This window comes from Blautia hansenii (assembly GCF_013304445.1).
GTDB lineage: Bacteria > Bacillota > Clostridia > Lachnospirales > Lachnospiraceae > Blautia.
The window spans coordinates 1-18,500 of record NZ_JAAITA010000014.1 but is presented as its reverse complement, the minus strand read 5'-3'; the positions used below and the strand labels follow the sequence as shown (position 1 = coordinate 18,500).

Here is an 18,500-nt window from a genome sequence, read left to right as displayed (position 1 = left end):
TGTCAGTTCTCTGAATTTCCGGAAAACAATTCTTTGATAAAGCTGATAATTTTCTCGAAAAATCCCTGTACCTGCTCCTTATTAATATCCAGCTTCAGTCCCAGGTCTTCAATCTTTCCGTACAAATCTTTTGCCTGTTCTTTTAAAGTATCCACATCCAGATTCAGATTGTCAATCTTCTCCATGAGTTTTACAATGGCCTGACGGTCCTCCTCCGAAAGCTGAATACTCATTTCCTGAGCCGCCTTGTCCACCACTTCGCCAATCTCCTCGGCCGTAACTGCGTGTCCTTCTACTACCTGCTCCTTGACTGCGCCAATAAGCTGCTCAGCCTTATCCGTGTCTCCTACACTTTCTGCCACTTTTCCGGTAACCACCAGCTCGTTGGTAGCAGTTTCCACATTTTCCGTCTTCACAGCCTCTCCCGTCATGTTCTCATACGACTTGATAGCACCTACTAAAGCTGCTGTACCGGAAATATTAAAGGGACCTGCCACAATAATGTCTGCGTCCTTAATTCCTGCAGTAGCCAATGCATTTTCATACATGCCGGAAGTGCAATAGGTAATGTTTTTCGTTGTTACGTTAATACCATTCCCCTCTTCTTTTCCTTCCACCAGTACGGAAGACAGCGCCCGCGTACCGATAACGCTTTTATCCAGGTAAGAATCCAGATAATCATGCTCATCCTGATTGGTAACGGTTGCCACTGTATAGTTTTTCAATTCATCCTCTGTCACTCCCAGCAGGTTCAACACCGTTGCCCTTTCATTCGCATTCAAATCCGCTCCAAGAGAAACATAAGGTACATTCAGCTTTGCATCTTCCCTGTCTGCATAAGCAGAAAACGGTGTAGCTGCTATCATAAGCCCTGTCAACAGTAACGCAATTCCTCTTTTCTTCATATTCCTGTCTCCTGTTTCATCAAATTTCAAATCTCTGTTTTAAATTTCCACCCCATTATAGCACAAACCTGCAGCAGAAACATCTAAAGTTTATCTAAAGTCTTTCCAAATACTTCTGAAAGGCAATTTTGTTTACCCTTTAAACAAATTATCCTTGCCCCTGTCTGCCGAACCGTGTATGATAAAAGCAGATAAAATTTTGTACGAAGGAGGCGTCATTATGCCCGTTGTCAATCAGGAAATGATACGGAACACCAACCGACGGCTGGTGCTGGAATATATTGTAAACAATCCCCCCATCTCCCGGGCGGATTTAGCCAAACAACTGCAGCTTACCAAGGCCACCATTTCCAATATTGTGCAGGAACTTTTAGACCGAAACCTGATTCTGGAAATCGGAAGTGCAAAAACCGCCATGGGCCGGAAACCTATTCTGCTGGAATTTCACAAGCACTGCGGCTATGCCCTTGCCATAGACGTGCGTCCCCGGCAGATTATTACTCTAATCACAGATTTAAAAGGGGAAAACTGTCAGGTAACAGAATATCCGTTTTCTTCTGACGAAAACCTTCTGCCGCTGTTGGAAGAAATTATTGCCGGACATATAGAAAACTGCCGGGATACTTCTTATGGAATCGTGGGAATTGCTATTGGTATTTATGGTGTGGTACAAGAAAATCAAATTGTTTTCACACCATACTATCCCCTCCCGGACCCTCATCTGGGGCTGCTGCTTTCAGAAAAATTCAATATTCCCGTTCTTGTGGAGAATGAGTCCAATTTTTCTGTGTTGGGGGAGTCTGCCTTTCACTACGGCTACGAAAACATGATACACATCAACATCCACGACGGTATCGGTATGGGAATTTTGATTAACGAAGAACTCTATAAAGGACATGACGGATATGCCGGAGAGCTGGGGCATACCATTCTCTTTCCCGAAGGAAAACCCTGCGCCTGCGGCAACGAGGGCTGTCTGGAACAGTACGCTTCTGAGAGAGCCATTCTGGAAGAATATGCCTGCAGAACCGGCCGGGAGACAGTAACCGCAGAGGAATTTTTAGAAGATTATCAACAGAAGCTGCCGGAAACCAAAGAAATGATGGATTTGTTTGTAAAGTACATGGCCATTGGCATAAATAATGTAGTAAATACCTTTAACACGGATTTGATTGTGCTAAACAGTTTTTTCTCCAACTGTATTCCCGACATAAACCGGCGAATTGTGGAATATCTCAGCCGTCATCAGAACCGCGACTGCAAAATCATCCCTTCCCGCCTGCAGGATATTTCCTGCTTAATCGGGGGTATCCGGGTGTGTACAGAACATTTTCTGGATATTCGCCACCTGCAGATTCAAACCCTGTCCCCGGATTTGGAGAATTCTTAACATTCATAAATCTTTTGAATTTCGTTCATGAATTCTTCACAACTTCAACACGATTTGAACATATTTACGGGATATACTAATATCATAAAAATAATACAGAGCACATTATTTTTATATTTTCTTTTTCATATGTCGACTCGCAAGAGTCGGCTCTCCTTCCTTTAATATTTATAGAAAAAGCCACCGCAGAAAATGCGGTGGCTTTTGTGTTACCGTAATTTTACAAATGCATTGGCAAGGGCTGCAAAAGCTTCCAGCGTCAGGGCTTCGCCCCGAATACCTTCCGGAAAACCGCAGGCTGCTATGACATTTTGAATTTCTTCTTTTGTAAAGGAGAGTTCCGGCGAATTTTTCAGACCATTTGCCAGCGTTTTCCTTCTCTGATTAAAAGATGCCCGGATAATGCGGAACATCAGCTTTGTATCCTCCACTGCAACCGGCGGTTTCTCATGTCTGGTAAGACGGATAACCGCACTTCCTACCTTTGGTCTCGGCATAAAGCAGTTCGGCGGCACATTTGCCACAATATAAGGCTCGGCATAATACTGCACGGCCAGAGACAGGGCACCGTAATCTTTCGTTCCCGGTCCTACCTGCATACGGTCTGCCACTTCCTTCTGCACCATAACCGTAATAGAGTCAATAGGCACTTCTCCCTCAAACAATCCCATGATAATCGGCGTTGTAATGTAATAGGGCAGATTCGCCACAACTTTAATGGGTTTTCCACCGTTGCGCTCCTCTGCCAGCTTTCTGATGTCTACTTTCAATATATCTTCATTGAGAATCGTTACATTCTCATAATCCTGAAGCGTGTCCTCCAGAATGGGAATTAACACCTTATCAATTTCTACTGCAAAGACCTCTCTCGCCGCACTGGCCAGATACTGGGTCATGGTCCCGATACCGGGACCAATCTCCAGAACAAAGTCTTCTTTTGTAATCTCTGCAGCATTTACAATTTTATCTAACACATGGGTGTCAATGAGGAAATTCTGCCCGAATTTTTTCTGAAAAACAAATTCATACTTCTGGAGAACTTCTATAGTTCTCTTTGGATTTCCCAGATAAGGGGCTGTCATTTCGTTTCCTCCTGTTTAAATGTCAAAGTCTTTTTCATACAGCATGATTCTGCCGCTTTCGTCCAGATGGCGCTTTCCTACCTTACGGCCAGGTCTTCTGCCCTTTTTGGACGCCCTTCTAATGGCTTCGTCCATCATTTCCCGTACCATACCAATGGCCACCGGGTTTTCTTCATTCTGATTGTCTCCAATCAAGGTGTACAGCGCTAATACCGCCATGTCATCAATTTTATATCCCAGTTCTTTTGCATACGTTTTTGCAAAGGAAACCAGCTCGTCATTGGTAAATACCGGAATCACCACGCGGGAATCAAATTTTTTCATAAATTCCGGATAATCTGCTTCCAGAGCGCGGATACCCGGCTTCAGGTCTTCCAAAATCACAGTCAGACGGTTTGTCTTAAATTCCATAGCCTTGGACAGATTCTCTACGGTTTCGCCACTTAATTTACCTGCGTCCTCTACAACCAGAAATCCTCCTGCCAGAGTATTCACTACTGCTGCAGGGTCTTTCTTATTCAACTGCTCTGCGGTAAGGAACGCAACTCTGGCACCTTCCATTTGGCGTTCTTTGCAGAGTGCTTTAATCAACCCTTCGGAAAGACGTGTCTTACCGGAGCCTTCACGTCCGGTCACAATAATATTGCCGGAACAGGAGGTCTTTGCACACGCAGATTCCTGCGCAGTATCCAGCGCTTCATTAATCTGCTGGCTCATACCCGGAATCGGTGCAAAATAGGTGAAAAGACGTCTGTGCTCTTCTTCTGTCAGATGGTGGCGCATAAGACCTTCCACTGCCGTCTGGAATGCCTGGGAACTATGCTGTCCGCTCGCTTCCACAGACGCTGTCACACGTTTCATGTGTGATTCTTCCTTATTAGGTTTTACCACATCTTCCAGTTCCTGTGCCAGAACTTCTGAGAAATCAAGTTCTCCCAGCTTTTCTTTTACAGCCTCTACCGGAATTTCCTTTGTAGCGCCTTCCGGCACTTCCAGTTCTGCCGGCTCAACAATATCCGGTATTTCGATTGTGCCGGAAACTTCTGCCGCTTTGGACTCCGTCTCGACTTCCTCTACGGCTTCCGCTTCTTCCAGTTCTGGTTCTGTTATGTCCACAACTTCTGGTTCTTCTGATTCTGTTTCGATTTCTACAGCGACTTCTTCTCTTTGCGGCTCTGCTTCCACATTCTCCACAGCTTCTGCTTCTTCCGGCTGTTCCGCTGTATTAGAAGTTTCCTTTGCATTTTCTCCAGCTGCCAGAGCATCAAATTCCTCTGCCTTTTCTGAAAGGGCTGCACTGAGATTTCCTGCCACAATCGCTGCTCTTGCTGCTGCCGGTGCCGGCAGTCCGGTATCCGGAACTGCAGTCTGAACGGCTTCCTCTGGCTTCGGCTGCTCTGCTTCCGCTTCAACTTCATCTGTTTCCGCTGTTTTTGCAGTTTCTTCGGTTCCACCTTCGGGCTGCGTCTCCTCGGCTACTGCCTGTGCCAGTTCATTGGCTGTCTCTGCCAAAAGCGCTTCCAAATCAAATTCCAAATCCTTTGTATCTGTTTTGAAAGCCTCTGTATCTGCGCTCTTAGGCGTAAACATCTGAGATTTCGGCGCTTCTGCCTTGACCTCCATGGTCATAGCCCCACCTACATGGAAAGGTTTAAATCCTGTCTGTCTGTGAATATCTTCCGGCTCTAAGTCCTTAACAATATACTCTTCTTTCTTTTCAGACGGTCTGCTTTCCGGTTCACAGGTAGCCGCGGTTTCTTCCGCTTCCGCTCCGCCCTGGAAAACATCTCTCAGTCCCTGTGCCACTTTATCCTGAAGATTTTCAGGCTGCTGTGGCTTTGCCGTATACATCGGCACTGCTTCCTCTTCTTCGGGAGCCTCCGCAGATACGGCAGGTGTCCCTGCACTTATATCACCAATGGTAATACTCTTTAAAATCTCCTCAATTTCCTTATCCTGACTGCTGCTTAGAGCATTATCAGCCGCTTTTTCCGTTTCCGCTGTCAAAACTGCCGCATTGGCTGCTGCTCCCGCCGGATTCCCTGCTCTGTTAGCTGATGGTTTCAGAAATCTGCTGTCATATTTCTCTTTCTGTGACGTTGTCAGCGGTGCAAACTTCATTTTCAGTTCCATAGCCTTATTCACATAACGGCCTTCACTAAACCACAAAATCAAATCATCGCACTCTTCTACACACGCTTCCGTCATTCCCGCTTTTGCATACAGACGAGCCAGTTCGTAAGCCCAACGCTCTGTATATTCTCGGTCTTTATATTCCTGTAATATGGAAATCTGCTCTTCAATAGGGGAACGTCTTGCCCTGTAAATTTTATACTTCAGGATATAACGGCTGTTGTCATTGGGAGATACTTCCACAAACCGTTTATAATAATCCACAGCCTCGTCAAAGTTTCCCATTTTAATGGAAAGTTCCACCAGTCTGTACAGAACTGTTTTTCCAATAGGCGCTCTCTGGTGAGCAAGAAGAAGCAGTCTACGACTGTCATTATACCTTTTGTTGGCCTCATAAATCTCACCGACCATGCACAAGGTTCTGGCACTGCGAACTCTTCTCCAGTCAATCGTATCAACAATTTTGAGGGCACCCTTGTAGTCTTGTCTGTCGACCAGGTCCGTAATTTCATCAAGTTTTGCCCTGTACTCGTTTTTGTCCAATTTTTTCACCTCTGTAACTTCTTGATTGGTATATAGTTTCAAATATGTATTCTTATCTATAATCTGTTGTTGAGGGTATAAGATTCCATAATTGATTTTAGTTTATCATACTGCGATATAGATGTCAAAGTAAATGATTGGCATATTTTGAAAAGGATTGTGCAACTATAAGTGAAAAAAGCATTAGATTTCTCAGTATAAAACGCCTATACTGAAACTGTATTTACAAATTTTTTATGTGGGAGGTTGTTATGGATAACAGATACAGAAGAGACCACGAAATGGCATATTTTTCAGACGAATCCGTTATCAGCGAACAGTTGGAAACGAAAAAAGCGGTAAAAGAATACAATGCTGTTATGCCTTTTGATATGAAGAAGGGCATGGACTGCATTGCCCGTACCGGTATAAAACACAAAGAAAATATATATTTTGAGCCGCCTTTCCACTGTGAATACGGAAACCATATTGAGGTAGGCGAAAATTTCTATGCAAATGTTAACTGCATTATGCTGGACGTAGGTAAAATCACTATTGGAGACAATGTGCTCTTTGGTCCCAACGTCTCCATCTACACCGCCGGACACCCCATCCACCCGGAAAGCAGAAATTCCGGCTATGAATACGGAATTCCCGTCACTATTGGCAGCAACGTCTGGATTGGCGGAAGCTGTGTCATTCTCCCTGGTGTTTCTATTGGAAATAATGTGGTAATCGGCGCCGGAAGTGTGGTAACAAAAGATATTCCCGACAATGTATGTGCCGCAGGAAATCCCTGCCGTGTTATCCGGGAAATTACAGACGCTGACAGACCTTTTTACTTTAAAGACCGCAGATTTGACGACGAAGCATGGGCGAAAATCAACAGAAACAAAAAATAGTCCCTTGTAAAATGTTTCTGTAATCTTTCAAAAAGCTGCTGCATAAACAACTATCCGGTATTTACCTGATATGTTTCATACAGCAGCTTTTCTCTTATATTATAATTTCAAACCCTGTTTAGCCCCTGGCAGATACAAAAAGACGTCCCTTGTATTTGCCCAGCACCACAGCCAGGATATTTCCCATAATTCCGCAGGAAATCACTTCACCAATTCCAACCGTAAGCATCATAAACGGAATCGGCAGAACAACGCCGTAAGCATAGCGCAGTACAAAAGGAACAATCACAATGTTTGCCAATATAGGAGGCAGAACTGCGATGATTCTGTGGCATTTTCTAAGCTGGTAAGTACCTACTGCACCAATCAGAGTTGCAATACTTCCGAAAATAATATCCGGCAGAACTGCGCCTCCGGTGATGTTGCCTATAAGACAGCCTACAAACAGTCCCGGAATTGCCGCAGGTGTAAAAATTGGCAGAATTGTCAAAGCTTCTGCTACCCGGACCTGCACTTCCCCAAAGCTGAAAGGTGCAAATATCATAGTCAGCACCACATAGATAGCAGCAATCATGGCTGCCTGGGTTAAAAAGGTTACACTTTTGTTTTTCATATTCTGTTTTCTCCTTTAGTTTTGTTTTACGAGTGGAAGGTCGCGAACACTCGATTAAATTGCCCTATAAGACCTTGTTTTTTATGGGCTTTACAACGATTGGTAGTATAGCATGAAAAACAGAAAAAAGCAAGAACGATACGCCGCCGGGCAACTCTGCCTGTGTCATTCCATCATCCTCCGACAGATAAATAAAATCCATACCGCTTCCCATAATTTTGTAACTCCTTTTTATCAAGGCTTATCATGCATGTTCAGGATTTTTCCTATAAACTCCGGATGTCTTCCATCACGAATAAATACAGGAATCTTCTCCAGCGGTGCGTCTGTGAGAATTTCCTGTCCGCCCTCGAAAATTTCCCCTGTATGAAGATCCGTCCATCTTGCCCCTTTCGGAAGATACACCTTTCTCCACTCCGCGTCTTCGTAGACCATGGGCGCAATTAACAAATCACTGCCATACATATACTGTTCTTTCACATCCCAGGCCTTCTCATCATCCGGAAATTCATAAAACATGGTTCTCATGACAGGACTTCCTTTTATATGTGCCTCTTTCATAAACTCTCTTGTGTAATCTCTCATACATTCTCTGAACGAAATATATTTTTTCAAAATTTTATAAACCGTCTCTCCGAAACTCCATACCTCATTCTCCACCCCGGTGTGACAATTAGGCAGTCCATCACTGCCCGGTAGCATAGATGCAGGCATACGGTCTCCATGAAGCCGCATAACCGGACAGAAAGTCCCATATTCAAACCAACGGACCAACAGCTTCCGAAATCTTTCATCTTTAGGATTTCCTCCTGCAAATCCTCCAATATCTGTAGTCCACCATGGAATTCCTGCTAATCCCATATGAAGCCCTGCACAAATCTGTTTCCGCAAATCTTCATAAGTAGAATGTACATCTCCGGACCACACTAAAGCCCCATATCTCTGGCTTCCCGCCCACGCACAGCGAACTAAATTGACAATATTCTTCTGTCCTTGCTTTTCCATACCCTCATAAAAAGTTCTGGAATACATTTGAGGATAAATATTTCCCACCTGGACATTCGGTCCCATATGGTAACGATAATTCTCAAAATCATAAACTCCGAATTCCGGTTCCGCTTCATCTAACCAGAAAATCCGAATACCGTGGTCATAATAATTCTTCTTACATTTTTCCCACACAAATTTTCTGGCTTCCGGATTTGTCGCATCAAAGAAAAGGCTATCACCCCCAAAGGTCATGGATATGTTTACCCCCATCTCCGGCTTTACCAATAAATTTCTTTCCTTCATTTCTTCAAAGTTTTCGCTTCTTAAGTCAATTTGCGGCCATACAGATACCATCAATTTCACACCCATGGCCTCTAACTCTTTATTCATAGCCTCTGGATCCGGAAAAAACTTCTCATCAAACCGGAAATCCCCCATTCTTGGCCAATGAAAAAAATCTATCACTATGACATCTAAAGGAATATTTCTTTTTTTATATTCCCGAGCCACATTTAAAACCTGTTCCTGATTCCAGTACCGCAGTTTGCACTGCCAGAACCCCAGACCATATTCCGGCATCATAGGCACCTTCCCCGTAGCTTCCGCATAGGCCTCTTCAATCTCGGCAGGGGTATCTCCCGCTGTAATCCAATAATCCAATTGTTTCGTACTGTAGGATTCCCACTGCGTTACGTTTTTCCCAAAAGTCACCTTTCCCACTGCCGGATTATGCCACAAAAAGCCATACCCCCTACTGGATAGCAGAAAAGGCACACTGGCCTGGGAATTTCTATGTGCCAGTTCCAGAGAACAATATTTTAAATCCATGACTTCCTGTTGGTACTGCCCCATTCCAAACAATTTTTCCTCTTCCTGACTTTCAAAACTAACAGTCAGTCTATAATCACCTCCCAGAATCGGTTTGAATTTTCTGGCATAGAGATTCAAAGCCCCATGCCAGCCCTGCTCCTCCAAAAGCAGACGGTTCTCCTGGTTATAATAAGCAATCGTACCTGTTTTTGACCAAGGGTCTTCCGTCAAAACCGCCTTGATTTTCCCATTGATAATCACTCCCTGGTGTTGGGTGATTTCCACAACAGCCCCGGCTGCTTTTGTTATAGGAAGCAGGGCATAATCTGTTTCCTGTATATCGCCCATCATAGTACTGCGTACCCGTAAGCTGTTCCTGCCCCAGGGTTCTATTACCATTTTCTCTCCATTAAAGGTCCATATTAACTTATTGTTTGCTCTGCTGATTCGTCCCATAATCCTTCTCCTCACAGTCTTCCTCTGACAATTCTTTCCTTTCACTAAACCGCTTTTCTTATTATCCTTTTACAGCACCAATCATAACTCCCTTTTCAAAGTATTTCTGGATAAATGGATAAACACATAAAATCGGCAAGGTAGATACAATAATTGCGGCATATTTTACCTGTTCTGCAAACATTTGTCCATAACCTCCGGCCCCGGCTCCGGTTCCGTTGGCAAAAGCCTCATTCAAAAGAAGAATACTTCTCAAAACAATCTGTAAGGGGTCATTGTCATTATTGCTGTTAAACATCAAAGCATTAAAGAAATCATTCCAGTGATATACTGCATAGTACAAAATAAGGACTGCAATCACTGCCTTGGAAAGCGGAAGTACCACAGAAAAGAAATATTTAAAGTGAGAACACCCGTCAATGACCGCCGCTTCGTATAAATCATTTGGTATTGAACTTTCAATAAATGTTCTTGCAATAATCAGATTATAAGTATTTACTAACACCATAACAACCAGAATGGTCTTTGTGCTGATTAATCCTAAAGAACTGATTGTCATATAAAGAGGCACCAGGCCTCCGCTGAAAAACATGGTAAATACAAAGTAAAACATAATCTTTCCCCTGCCTTTAAAATCCGGCCTGGATAAAGCATAGGCCGCAGGCATGGTAACCGCCATATTCAAAGCAGTTCCAACTACTACATAAAAGATAGTGTTCAAATACCCCTTCCAAATACGCGTATCTTGAAGAATCTGCTGAAATCCGTAAAAATTAATATCTTTTGGCCAGAAGATTACCTTACCCTGATTTACCAAATTTGAATTGCTGACAGATGCAATAATGACAAACCAAAGAGGATATACGATAATAATAAAAACCACAATACTCAAAATCAGTACCGCCGCATTAAAAATCCGGTCACTCATTGATTTCTCTTTGATTACATTTCTTTTTCCTGACATTTCTATTACCCCCTACATCAATCCGGTTCCTGTCACCTTTTTAGACAGGTGATTGGTTACTATCAAGAACACAAAGTTAATCACCGTATTAAACAAACCAACAGCCGCACCAAAGCTAAACTGAGTGGATTTAATACCCACGGTATATACATAAGTAGAGATAACCTGGGAAGCACCAAGATTCAAGCTGTTCTGCATCAGAAACACTTTATCAAACCCTACATTGAGAATATTTCCCATATTCAGAATCAGCACAATCATAATGGTAGGAAGAATTGCCGGAAGGTCTACATGAAGCATGGTCTGCCAACGGTTCGCACCATCAATTTTGCATGCATCATACAACTGCGTATCCACAGATGACAAAGCTGCAATGAAAATAATACTGTTCCATCCCATGGTCTGCCATACACCAGACAGCACATATACTGGCATAAAGGCTTTTTCTGACCCCATTAAATTGATATTTTCGTTTACCAGATGAATCCCTTTTAAAAATCCATCAATAACACCTGTTCCATCAGCCAGCATAATACGCAGAATTGATACCATAACAACTACTGAAATAAAATAAGGAATGTAAACCGTTGTCTGTACGACCCTTTTCCACTTTTTATTCCGAAGCTGATTAATTACCATGGCAAGAATAATAGGAACCGGAAATCCGACTACAATACTGGCAAAAGCAATGACAAAGGTGTTTTTTAAAGTTACCAAAAACATAGGACTTTCAAAATATTGTTTGAAATATTTCAGCCCGGCCCACGCCCCTCCGGCAATTCCTTTCGTAAAATCATAATCACGAAAAGCTAATTGAATACCGTACATAGGAACATAACAGAAAATAAAAATGTACAGCATAGCCGGAAACAGCATCACCCACAACTGCCAGTTTTTATAAAAATATTTTTTTGCTTTCATCCTACCTCTCCCTTCCTGTTCAATCCAGAAGAAATACGGAAAGGGCTGCAGCACGCATGGATATGCAGTTTATGCAGCAACCCTTTTGCTCTTATTCTCCTAAATAATTATCAAATGCATTTTGGCGAATCTTCAATACTTCTTCAAGTCCTGCATCTTTAACACTCTGTACATAAGAATCCCATTCTGCATCAATATCAGCTTCTCCTGTAATCCATAAAGACCACTTGTTATCAATAATATTATTGATATTCGCTTGGTTCATGGCCATTGTATTCTGTTCTTCATCCGTATATTTCATAAAGAGCTGCGGATAATAAATATTTTCGTTATTTTTAGATAATGCCTCTTCATAAACACTTCTCTCATTCAAGGCGTTTTCCATATCCTGAGACATTTCAATCTCCACATATTCACGGATATACAAAGGTCCAAAATCAGCAAATGTACTGGTCCATTTCCAGGTTCCCGGGTCCATCTCTTCGTCCTGCGGCGGCAGCACTTTATAATGATTATCATCTACTTTTTCCACACATCCATCGGAAATGCCACCAAACAGAACTTCGACGGATTTTGTCTGGTCATAGAAACCATCAATAAATTTCATAGCAGCTTCTTTATCTGCACATTTTGCGCTCATAGCCACACGGTCCGCCTGCATATTCAACTGATCCATATCATAATTCCAGTAAGTTTCATAAGTGCCCGCCTTCACTCCATCATCATAAACCAAAGGAGCTACTGCAATATACTGGTCTGACAAAGTGCCAAATTTATCTGTCTCCTCCCATCCAAAACATGCACCTACCAGAGCTTCTCCATTTTCATTTCCTCTGGATAAAGACTGATAAGCAGAATAGTCATTCGTAATGGCATTTTTGTTAATCAGACCTTCTGAGTACCAACGATTCATTGTCTTAATAAAAGATTTATAGCGTTCATCAATAGCGTAACATTTTACTGTTTTATCTTCTACAAAGTATCCGTCTGTTCCAATGTCTGTAAGCTGGATGCCCAGAGACGGAAGCAGTTTTAACAGAGAATAGGCAGAGTTAAACCAGGCATTGTTTCCGCCATACGCATTGTAGTCTAATGGAATTTCATCACTGGGGTCTCCATTTCCGTTAGCATCTTCTTTTTCAAAGGCTTTTAAGACTTCTTCAAATTCTGAAAACGTAGTAGGAACTTCCAGCCCCAGATTATCCAGCCATGTTTTGTTCAGGAATAATACCGTGTTAGTTTCCGGCCATACGGTCTGCATCTTGGGAATACTGTAGATTTTTCCGTTTCCTGCTGTTGCCAGAACTTTTGTATCCGGAACTTCTGTAAACATTTCCTGTATATTGGGCGCGTTTTCCTCGATTAAAGGAGTCAAATCTTCAAATAATCCTGTATATTTCGTATAATCAGCTGCATTGGTTGCATTAAAAAGCAAATCCGGGATATCTCCGGAAGCAAATCTGGTAGATTTTACAGTTTCCCAATCCTGACGAATCTGTTCCCACTCAATCTCCACACCGGCCTCTTCTTCTAATTCCTGAACCCATTTCATGTCTTCTACATCCTGGGTCGCCGAATGAGATACAAACAATGCTTTTAATTTTGTTTTGCCATCTGCTGTCTTTTCCGGTTCACTGCTGCCGCCTTTACCACAGCCTGCCAGCATGCTCACAACCATAACCCCTGCCAACAACATAGATACTGCTTTTTTCTTCATACCTTTTCCTCGCTTTCCTTAATGTTTAATCTTTTTTCTTTAAATACAACTCATCAAAAATCCGGCACACCCCTTTTTTGCACTGGAACTTCAACCGGACTTTTCCCTCTTCTGAAAAACAACCTTTCTCCAGCGGAATCTCTAAAACCCCAAATTCTTCCTGTTGTTTTGGTACGTCAATATCCTGCTGAAAACCTCCGGAAGCAAAAAGCGTAAAGACGCTTCCCCTATCTCTTCCGGAAAGAGTCATGCATAAAACAGCTCCATCTTTCTCACCCTGCATTTCATAGGAAAACCATCCCTTTTCCCTGCAATACCTGGCCGAATGTCCGTCTACTATATCTGAATCTGTAAATTCTCCCTGAATGTGATGTGCAAGTTCATATTGGTCATTTCCCACCGGGAGTACGTCCAACTGCTCTCGTTTCAGTCTGTATCTTCTTTCTTCCCGCTCTTTAATGGCCTTCAGTTCTTTGGAGCCCTCCGGATAAACCATCCAGTAAATCCCGTAACGCTCCTGATAGCGCAGATAATGAGGAGTAAAAATTAGCGTCTTCTCCTGATTTTCCAAAGTAAACTGCATTTTTCCAGGGGTCTTTTTTAGAAAATATCCGGGATTCCGGTAAAATTCTTCTAAGCTTTCTTTTTTTAACACAATATAATCTGGAAGCAGTATTTCTTTCTGGGGAACCAATACATTCACACCTGTATAAGTCTCTTCCATTTTCTCTTTTCCCATATCCCCGCTCAACACATAAGGCCCGTAGACAAATGCACACGCATGAACATTATCCGGTAAAACCTTACACTCCAGTTCCATCGTATAAGTAATCACAACACTATGTCCTTCTTCCAATCCCCGTTCTAACAATATCCATTCCTTTTCTGTCACAGCCGAAATACCATTTTCCATTATTGCTGGCTGTTGTTTATTCCATTTCGGAATCAGCAGCCGGACTTTTGGCTGCTTCATGACCCGACTATTCTCTGTCACCTGAATCTTTACCTGGTAGGCATTTTCTTTCTGCTCACAGGTAACAGCCAGCTTCACTCCCCCTTCTTTCCAGTAAATCTGACAGTTCTCACAGCGGATGATATACATGGTATCCTCACTTTTATAAGCAGCCCCCTCTGTAAGTTTTGTAAAATTCTCCATACCGCTTCCGGTACAGCACCAAAAGCTGTCATAAGGAGTGCTGTATACTTTGAAATATCCCGAAGCCATGGGCTGGAAATATGTAGTCATTCCTGTTTCCGGATTTTGGGAAGATAAAATAGCATTCAAATATGCATTTTCGTAAAAATCTGCATATTTTCTCTCCAGGGTAATTTCAAAAAGCGCTTTTGAAAGCTTCAGCATATTATAAGTATTGCAGGTTTCACAATTACAGGAGGTTCGTTCCCCATCCAAAATATCCGGTTTCCCAAAATGTTCCCACTCACTGTTCCCCCCTGTCACATAAGAATGATGAGAAACCACCATGTCCCAAAATTTCTCTGCTGCAATCAGATAAAACTTCTCTTCTTCGCCCAACACACAATACCTTTTTAACGCACCCAGCACTTTAGGAATTGTAGTGTTTGCATGGAGACCATTTAGAATATCTTTTCCTTCGTATAATTGCTGAAACAGAGGCATTTCATCAAACTGATGTGCCGCTTTTAAAAACTCTTCTCTCTGTGTAATGCTATACAACTCATACAAACAGTCATTCATGCCGCCGTATTCCACAGCCAGCACCTGTTTACGAACATCTTCTGACCAGCCCAGGCAGCGCCGGGAAATCCATTTTCCCAGATTCTCTGCTACTTTTTTTGCTGTTTCATTTTTCGTATACGTATAAACAGAAAGTAAGCCGCTTAAAATCTTATGCATGGTATACCATGGAACCCAGGCAGGTTTCTTCTGCTCTACCCTGTCAAAAATTTTCTCCGGGCTGGCAAATAAGAAACCGTCCTCTCTCTGACATTCTTCCAACCCCGCAGACATATATATAAGGCGTTCCAATAAATCTTCATCTTTCGTGTATCCATAGGCCTGAGAAACTGCTGTTAAATAATGTCCCAACGTATGTCCCTGAATTTCCGTCACTTCCCAGCCTTGATACCGTTCTTTTTTAGGCGTAAGTCCTGCTGTCTCGTAAAACCCAGCCATAAGCCTGTCACAATCCAGCGAACGTAAATAAATCAATTCCCGCTTGAAGGCATTTTCCTTATATTTCTCTTTTATTTTAACTGTTCCATAGGGAAAATCTCTTACTGCTTTCTTTACTTTGTCACTCACCGCTGCTGCCCCCTCTCTTAAATGTAGGGTCATTATAGCGTTGGATTTCCTTTTCGTAAATATCACTATTTCTCAAAAGGTGTCATTTTGTCACATCTTACTTTTTGAAACCTGACACTTATTCCATTTTGACACTTTTTCTTACCATTTCCTCATTTTCAGTTTTTCTTTGTACTTTCGGCTTATTTTTTGTTACTATTGCATATTTTTCTGTTTTTTATTTTATGTAATGCTCTGTTTTATTTCTATTTTTAGTGTCATTTTGTCAGTTTACAATTTAACCTTTTTCCGTTTACTCTATATTTGGTGTCATAAGGAAACTTGTTATTTATCAAGCCCCATATTATAATGTTTGTATTAAATTGCACAGAAGGAGAGCGAACTATGCATGTATTTGAATTACCATCTAATACTGTTTACGAATATATATTTACGGGCAAATTTCAGGCTCCCTCCCCCCATTGGATACATCAGGAGAGTCCTTTGAAAGATTATGAACTTTTCGTTGTGACTGAAGGTACTCTTTATATTTCCTATCAGGGAGAAGCCTTTACTGTCGAAACAGGAGATTTCCTTCTGCTCCCACCAGGCGGTATCAGAAAGGGGGTTCGCCCTTCAGACTGTTCTTTTTACTGGCTGCACTTTGTTACGGGACAGAATCCTTGCCCAAAGGAAATCCCTGACGCTCTGCTTTTGGCTTACATTGTCACCTCCAGCAAAACAATCCCTGTTCCCAGACATGGCTCTATTCCAAACCTGGAAAAAGTTGTAATCCTCATGAAACAACTCCAGGATGAGGTCAAAAATAATTATCCTGCATGCGGGCTGAATGCCATGACAACCAGTATTCTTATGGAACTTTATGGTCAATATTACATCCGGGCACAAAGGGTCAGCAGCATTAAAGATGTCCAAAAACAGCTTTATTACGATATCGTCGACTATATAAAACTCAATGTGTCAAAAAATTTGAAAGTGGCTGAAATTGCCGCCCATTTTGGCTACAATCAAAAATACCTTTCCCACTTATTCGCTTCTATTACAGGCACTCCTCTGAAGCAGTTTATTCTTTCTATAAAGATTGATGCGGCTAACTTTATGCTTACAGATACCAACAAATCCATTTCTCAAATATCCCGGGAATTGGGTTTTTTAGACAACCACAACTTTACCAGAACTTATAAATCTGTAACTGGACTTTCTCCCTCTAAATACCGCAATACTTTTGCTAAACGAATATTGTTTGACAAATAACGTCCTTCCGAATTACTTTTCTTTCTCTGTTTCATTCTCGCAAACTCCTCTTGCGCCCATATTTCAAGCCAATGCAAAGACCTTTTGCTTGCATTGGCTTACCGTCGGATATAGAATTTACTTAGACAAACACAACAGGAGAATTTAAATACATCTCGTGTTCTTATTAATCGTGGAAAACGTCCTCACGGCTATTGCAAACGTTATATTTAAATACATCTCATGTTCTTATTAATCGCTTGTGCATACACCGGAAAATCGTACATGGTTTCGATTTAAAGTAAGCGCCCAATAATACTGCGGTAAAATTTAAAATTACCCCAGCCCTTTGCGAGTTGGAGTAATTCACTATAATTCACATGCGATTTTTGACAGACTGGAGTTTTTCACTCCAAGGTGCAAGTTCTGCCAGCTGTTCATCCGTCATATCTTTACTTGGCCGATTCTCCAGCAGAAATTTGAGATATCCGTAAATATTCAGGCCGTGTGCTTTTGCCATCTCAACCATTGTGTAGACTACCGCACTGGCATTCGCTCCGTCCACGGAACTGCTGAACAGCCAGTTCTTCCGTCCTACTGCAAATGGACGGATTGCATTCTCGCTGAGATTGTTGGTAAAGCTGCAGTGCCCATCCTCCAGATAGGTCTCCGCTGTATCACGCCGGTTGAGAACATAATTAACCGCTTTATCCATCCGGGTATTCCGGACGGGCTTCTGCTGATCGAGCCACGACCAGAAAGCCTCCAGAACAGGTTTTTCCTTCTCGAGACGCAGCTGTTTCCGCTTTTCATAATCACCGGAATGCTTTTTGTTTATAGAGTCCTCAATGGCGAATAACCGGTTGCAGTACTGGACTCCCTGCACTGCCGGCTGGCTGTAATCATACTGCCTGCCTTTAGGAACAGCGTCGATAAAGTATCGGCGGATATGTGCCCAGCAGGAGCAGCGCCTAATCCCCGGCAGATTGTTATAACCCTGATAGCCGTCAGTTTCCAGATATCCGCTGTAGCCTTCCAGAAACTCTCTTGCGTGGCTGCCGCTCCTGGTAGGGGAATAGCCATACAGGATAATCTCCGGAAGTCCATCCTCACCACTTCGGAACAGCCACATGAACGACTGGGTCTGAGCCCTGCGGCCTTCCTCTTTCAGCACCTGGCCCCGAGTCTCATCTGCCATGGCAAAGTTCCTTTTCAGCAGTTCACGGTGAAAGTAATCATACATTGGCTGAAAATAGTTCTGCGAACAGTAGATAATCCAGTTAGCAAGGGTGGTCCGGCTGATCTGGGCCCCATACTGTTTCCAGTCTTTCTCCTGCCGGTAAAGGGGAAGCCCATTGGCATATTTCTGGTACATGGTCCATGCAACGGTGGATGCCGAGGCAGGACCTTTCCCAACCAGAGCCGCCGGAACCTGGGACTTTATGATTACAGGTTTTTCTGTGTCGCCGAGTCCTTCCTTGCAGGATGGGCATCCGTAGCTCTGGCTGTAGTATTCGATTACTTTACAAGTGGCAGGAATGAATTCCAGTTCCCGGCGGACATACTCCTCGCCAATCA

At 42.7% G+C, this 18,500-nt stretch carries 14 protein-coding genes; 3 read left to right on the top strand and 11 right to left on the bottom strand.

Annotated elements, in window-relative coordinates:
• Positions 1-2: 2 nt before the first annotated feature.
• Positions 3-905 (bottom strand): DUF1002 domain-containing protein, encoded by a 903-nt coding sequence (locus G5A70_RS10715; protein WP_173749642.1) that lies wholly within the window; start codon positions 903-905, stop codon positions 3-5.
• A gap of 220 nt (positions 906-1,125) precedes the next feature.
• On the opposite strand from G5A70_RS10715, the gene G5A70_RS10710 reads away from it, so the two are divergent.
• Entirely contained in the window at positions 1,126-2,295 is a 1,170-nt protein-coding gene (locus G5A70_RS10710; RefSeq protein ID WP_173749641.1) for an ROK family transcriptional regulator, read from the top strand.
• Positions 2,296-2,504: 209 nt separating this feature from the next.
• Here G5A70_RS10710 and rsmA read toward each other — a convergent pair whose 3' ends face one another.
• Both rsmA and G5A70_RS10700 read right to left on the bottom strand, forming a co-directional pair.
• Positions 2,505-3,377, bottom strand: coding sequence for a 16S rRNA (adenine(1518)-N(6)/adenine(1519)-N(6))-dimethyltransferase RsmA (gene rsmA, locus G5A70_RS10705; RefSeq protein WP_173749640.1), 873 nt, complete (start codon positions 3,375-3,377; stop codon positions 2,505-2,507).
• 15 nt (positions 3,378-3,392) lie between these two features.
• Positions 3,393-6,062 carry a tetratricopeptide repeat protein gene (locus tag G5A70_RS10700; RefSeq protein WP_173749639.1) on the bottom strand — a complete coding sequence of 890 codons (2,670 nt, stop codon included), beginning with the start codon at positions 6,060-6,062 and terminating at the stop codon, positions 3,393-3,395.
• 242 nt (positions 6,063-6,304) lie between these two features.
• On the opposite strand from G5A70_RS10700, the gene G5A70_RS10695 reads away from it, so the two are divergent.
• Positions 6,305-6,934 (top strand): sugar O-acetyltransferase, encoded by a 630-nt coding sequence (locus G5A70_RS10695; RefSeq protein WP_173749638.1) that lies wholly within the window; start codon positions 6,305-6,307, stop codon positions 6,932-6,934.
• Positions 6,935-7,052: 118 nt separating this feature from the next.
• Here G5A70_RS10695 and G5A70_RS10690 read toward each other — a convergent pair whose 3' ends face one another.
• From G5A70_RS10690 to G5A70_RS10660, 7 genes are all read right to left on the bottom strand, one after another.
• Positions 7,053-7,547 (bottom strand): QueT transporter family protein, encoded by a 495-nt coding sequence (locus G5A70_RS10690; RefSeq protein ID WP_173749637.1) that lies wholly within the window; start codon positions 7,545-7,547, stop codon positions 7,053-7,055.
• 64 nt (positions 7,548-7,611) lie between these two features.
• The gene (locus tag G5A70_RS10685; RefSeq protein ID WP_173749636.1) at positions 7,612-7,761 is read right to left on the bottom strand and encodes a hypothetical protein; all 150 of its coding nucleotides are present in this window, start codon (positions 7,759-7,761) and stop codon (positions 7,612-7,614) included.
• Between the two features lie 20 nt (positions 7,762-7,781).
• Positions 7,782-9,803, bottom strand: coding sequence for a TIM-barrel domain-containing protein (locus G5A70_RS10680; RefSeq protein WP_173749635.1), 2,022 nt, complete (start codon positions 9,801-9,803; stop codon positions 7,782-7,784).
• A 61-nt stretch (positions 9,804-9,864) separates the two neighbouring features.
• The gene (locus G5A70_RS10675; protein WP_173749634.1) at positions 9,865-10,767 is read right to left on the bottom strand and encodes a carbohydrate ABC transporter permease; all 903 of its coding nucleotides are present in this window, start codon (positions 10,765-10,767) and stop codon (positions 9,865-9,867) included.
• A 12-nt stretch (positions 10,768-10,779) separates the two neighbouring features.
• Positions 10,780-11,688, bottom strand: coding sequence for an ABC transporter permease (locus tag G5A70_RS10670; protein ID WP_173749633.1), 909 nt, complete (start codon positions 11,686-11,688; stop codon positions 10,780-10,782).
• Positions 11,689-11,779: 91 nt separating this feature from the next.
• Complete coding sequence (locus G5A70_RS10665) at positions 11,780-13,405, bottom strand: extracellular solute-binding protein (protein ID WP_173749632.1); 1,626 nt, start codon at positions 13,403-13,405, stop codon at positions 11,780-11,782.
• Between the two features lie 25 nt (positions 13,406-13,430).
• Positions 13,431-15,689, bottom strand: coding sequence for a beta-L-arabinofuranosidase domain-containing protein (locus G5A70_RS10660; protein ID WP_173749631.1), 2,259 nt, complete (start codon positions 15,687-15,689; stop codon positions 13,431-13,433).
• A gap of 483 nt (positions 15,690-16,172) precedes the next feature.
• Here G5A70_RS10660 and G5A70_RS10655 point away from each other — a divergent pair, with 483 nt between their 5' ends.
• A complete protein-coding gene (locus G5A70_RS10655) occupies positions 16,173-16,943 on the top strand; it encodes an AraC family transcriptional regulator (protein ID WP_202031325.1) in 771 nt (256 codons plus the stop codon).
• A gap of 355 nt (positions 16,944-17,298) precedes the next feature.
• Here G5A70_RS10655 and tnpC read toward each other — a convergent pair.
• Positions 17,299-18,500 (bottom strand): IS66 family transposase (gene tnpC, locus G5A70_RS10650; RefSeq protein WP_173749629.1); only part of this gene is annotated, 1,202 nt, incomplete at its 5' end.

What these genes read in the sequence shown, in the direction of transcription:
- G5A70_RS10715 (WP_173749642.1), bottom strand. Translation starts at nt 905, where the DNA reads ATGAAGAAAAGAGGAATTGCGTTACTGTTGACAGGGCTTATGATAGCA.
- G5A70_RS10710 (WP_173749641.1), top strand. Translation starts at nt 1,126, where the DNA reads ATGCCCGTTGTCAATCAGGAAATGATACGGAACACCAACCGACGGCTG.
- rsmA (WP_173749640.1), bottom strand. Translation starts at nt 3,377, where the DNA reads ATGACAGCCCCTTATCTGGGAAATCCAAAGAGAACTATAGAAGTTCTC.
- G5A70_RS10695 (WP_173749638.1), top strand. Translation starts at nt 6,305, where the DNA reads ATGGATAACAGATACAGAAGAGACCACGAAATGGCATATTTTTCAGAC.
- G5A70_RS10690 (WP_173749637.1), bottom strand. Translation starts at nt 7,547, where the DNA reads ATGAAAAACAAAAGTGTAACCTTTTTAACCCAGGCAGCCATGATTGCT.
- G5A70_RS10685 (WP_173749636.1), bottom strand. Translation starts at nt 7,761, where the DNA reads ATGGGAAGCGGTATGGATTTTATTTATCTGTCGGAGGATGATGGAATG.
- G5A70_RS10680 (WP_173749635.1), bottom strand. Translation starts at nt 9,803, where the DNA reads ATGGGACGAATCAGCAGAGCAAACAATAAGTTAATATGGACCTTTAAT.
- G5A70_RS10675 (WP_173749634.1), bottom strand. Translation starts at nt 10,767, where the DNA reads ATGTCAGGAAAAAGAAATGTAATCAAAGAGAAATCAATGAGTGACCGG.
- G5A70_RS10670 (WP_173749633.1), bottom strand. Translation starts at nt 11,688, where the DNA reads ATGAAAGCAAAAAAATATTTTTATAAAAACTGGCAGTTGTGGGTGATG.
- G5A70_RS10665 (WP_173749632.1), bottom strand. Translation starts at nt 13,405, where the DNA reads ATGAAGAAAAAAGCAGTATCTATGTTGTTGGCAGGGGTTATGGTTGTG.